Origin of the sequence: Streptomyces sp. NRRL B-24572, from assembly GCF_002156145.1 — a bacterium.
GTDB lineage: Bacteria > Actinomycetota > Actinomycetes > Streptomycetales > Streptomycetaceae > Streptomyces > Streptomyces vietnamensis.
The window spans coordinates 1-2,950 of sequence record NZ_MWIG01000377.1 but is presented as its reverse complement, the minus strand read 5'-3'; the positions used below and the strand labels follow the sequence as shown (position 1 = coordinate 2,950).

At 73.6% G+C, this 2,950-nt stretch carries 3 protein-coding genes; 2 read left to right on the top strand and 1 reads right to left on the bottom strand.

Going from position 1 to position 2,950, the window contains the following annotated elements; all coding sequences use genetic code 11:
* Positions 1-1,011 (bottom strand): lipoate--protein ligase family protein (locus CCN56_RS22545; protein ID WP_086829448.1); only part of this gene is annotated, 1,011 nt, incomplete at its 3' end.
* Between the two features lie 112 nt (positions 1,012-1,123).
* On the opposite strand from CCN56_RS22545, the gene CCN56_RS22540 reads away from it, so the two are divergent.
* Both CCN56_RS22540 and CCN56_RS22535 read left to right on the top strand, forming a co-directional pair.
* Positions 1,124-1,960: an inositol monophosphatase family protein gene (locus CCN56_RS22540; RefSeq protein WP_086829446.1), complete on the top strand. Its 837-nt coding sequence runs from the start codon at positions 1,124-1,126 to the stop codon at positions 1,958-1,960.
* Between the two features lie 81 nt (positions 1,961-2,041).
* The coding region (locus CCN56_RS22535) for an NAD(P)/FAD-dependent oxidoreductase (RefSeq protein WP_143664600.1) at positions 2,042-2,950 on the top strand (909 nt) is incomplete at its 3' end.

Here is a 2,950-nt window from a genome sequence, read left to right as displayed (position 1 = left end):
CGCACGGGTCAGTTCGTCCTCCGTCAGGCCGCCCTCCGTGAGCCCGTAGCGGTTGCGGAAGGAGGCGATCATCCGGGCGATCACCGTCTCGCGCGGGAGGCCCGTCTGGCGGCGCAGCGGGTCCACGCGCTTCTTCGCGCTCTTCGTGCCCTTGTCGGAGAGCTTCTCCCGGCCGATCCGCAGCACCTCGGTCATCTTGTCGGCGTCGATGTCGTACGCCATCGTCACGTGGTGCAGGACCGCGCCCCCGCCGCCCACGAGCCGCTTCTGCGCCGCGCCCGCGATCTTGCCGGCGTCCGTCGCGATGTCGTTGAGCGGCTGGTACCAGGCCCGGATGCCCATGTCGCCGAGCGCGCCGAGGACCCAGTCGTCGAGGTAGGCGTAGCTGTCGGTGAAGGACAGGCCCTGCACGAGGGCGTCGGGGACGGAGAGCGAGTACGTGATCGTGTTGCCCGGCTCGATGAACATCGCCCCGCCGCCGCTGATCCGGCGCACCACCTGGATGCCGTGCCGCTCGGCCGCCTCCGGGTCGACCTCGTTGCGCAGGGACTGGAAGCTGCCGATCACCACGGCCGGGGCGCCCCACTCCCAGACCCGCAGGGTCGGCGGGCGGCGGCCGGCCGCGACCTCGGCCGTCAGGACCTCGTCGAGCGCCATGTGCAGCGCGGGGGACTGCGGCGGCTCGTGGATCAGCTGCCAGTCGTAGTCGGTCCAGTCCGTGGCGTGGGCGAGGGCGCGGCGGACCGCGATCCCGACGCCCTCCGTGGTCAGGCCGAACATCTGCGTGCCCGGCGGGAGCGCCGCGTCGATCCGCGCCGCGAGCCCCGGGGCGTCCGTGTCGACGGGGGCGCCTTCGAGGGCCCCGTCGATCGCGAGGATCGCCTCGTCCGGTTCGAGGAAGAAGTCGCCCGCGACCCGGACGTTCCGCAGGACCCCGTCCTCGGTGTCGAGGTCGACGACCACCAGCTTTCCGCCGGGGACCTTGTACTCGCCGTGGTACGCGCCGTGCACGGAAGCCTCCCTGTGTGTAAGGGGTGAACCCGGCCAAAGGGTACTCCCCGGGGAAACGGCGGGTGACGAGTGCGGCGTTCCGGTCGTCAGCGGCCCGTGCTTAGCTGGAGGCATGATCGAAGACTTCCTTGAGCAGGTCCTCGGCGGCCGTACGACCGAGGTCGAGGAGGCGGTCCGCAAGGCGGCCGCCGCCGAGGTCATGCCGCGTTTCCGGCAGCTCGCCGCCGACGACATCGTCGAGAAGAACGGGCCGCACGACCTGGTCACCGTCGCCGACCGGGCCGCCGAGGCGCACCTCACCGAGTCCCTCACCGCCCTGCTGCCCGGCTCCGTGGTCGTCGGCGAGGAGGCCGTCCACGCCGACCCCGCGGTGTACGAGGCGCTGCGCGGCGACGCCCCCGTCTGGATCGTCGACCCCGTCGACGGCACCCGCCAGTTCGTCCACGGCGACCCCGGCTTCTGCACCCTCGTCGCCCTCGCCCACCGCGGCGAGATCCTCGCCTCCTGGACCTTCGCGCCCGCCCTGGAGGAGTTCGCCGTCGCCGTGCGCGGGCGCGGCGCCACGCTCAACGGCCAGGCGATACGGTCCGGTTCGCCGGCGCCCGGCGAGGTCCTTGAGGTCGCCACCTCGCACCCCGACTACACCACCCCGGACCAGAAGCGGGCCCTGCTCGGCCTGAATGCCGAGGGGGTACGGCCCCGCCCCTGCGGCTCGGCCGGGCTCGAGTACCTCGCGGTGGCGCGCGGGGCGCTCGCCGGCACCGCCTTCAGCTGGGAGTACGCGTGGGACCACGCCGCCGGACTCCTCCTGGTCGCCGAGGCGGGCGGCGCGACCACGACGATCGCGGGGGAGCCGTTCCGTATCGCCGGGGGCAACGCGCTGCCGTTCACGACCGCCCGGGACTCGGCCACCGCCGAGCGGATCCGGAGGCTCCTCGGGGGCGCGTGAGGAGGGGTTCGCCCCCCGCCTATCCTGGGAGCCTTGGCCATCGGCTGACGAAGGAGTCCGAAGGTGACGAACGAGACGTCGATGCTCGATGCCGTCGTCGTGGGGGCGGGGCCCAACGGGCTGACGGCCGCCGTCGAACTGGCCCGGCGCGGCCTCTCCGTGGCCGTCTTCGAGGCCAAGTCCACCGTCGGCGGCGGTGCCAGGACCGAGGAGCTCACCCTCCCCGGCTTCCGTCACGACCCCTGTTCGGCCGTGCATCCGCTCGGCGCCGGCTCGCCCGTCTTCAAGACGATGCCGCTCGACCGGTACGGCCTGGAGTGGCTCCACCCCGAACTGCCCATGGCCCACCCCTGGGACGACGGCACCGCCGCCGTCCTCGCCCGTTCCGTCGCCGAGACCGCCGCCTCCTTCGGCCCGCGCGACGCCGGGACGTACCGCAGGCTCGTCGCCCCCTTCCTCGGCAAGTGGGACACGCTCGCGAGCGACTTCATGCAGCTGCCGCTCACCGCGCTGCCCCGCGACCCCGTCACCCTCGCCCGCTTCGGCCTCGCCGGACTCCCGCCGTCCACCTGGCTGATGCGAAGGTTCCGGGACGAGAAGGCCCCCGCGCTCCTCGCCGGGCTCGTCGCCCATGTCATGGCCCCCCTCGGCGGCTTCGCCACCGGCGCCGTCGGCCTGGTCTTCGCGCTCGCCGCGCACGCGGGCGGCTGGCCGCTGCCCCGGGGCGGCTCCCAGTCCATCTCCGACGCCCTCGCCGCCTACCTCAAGGATCTCGGCGGCGCGGTCCACACCGACTTCGAGGTCAAGCGGCTCGACGACCTGCCGCCGGCCCGCGCCTACGTCTTCGACACCTCGCCCACCGCCCTCGCCCGGATCGCCGGCTTCGGCGGGCACTACGACCACTACAAGTACGGCGCCAGCGCCTTCAAGATCGACTACGCGCTCGACGGCCCCGTGCCCTGGACCGCCGAGGAGGCCCGCCGCGCCGGC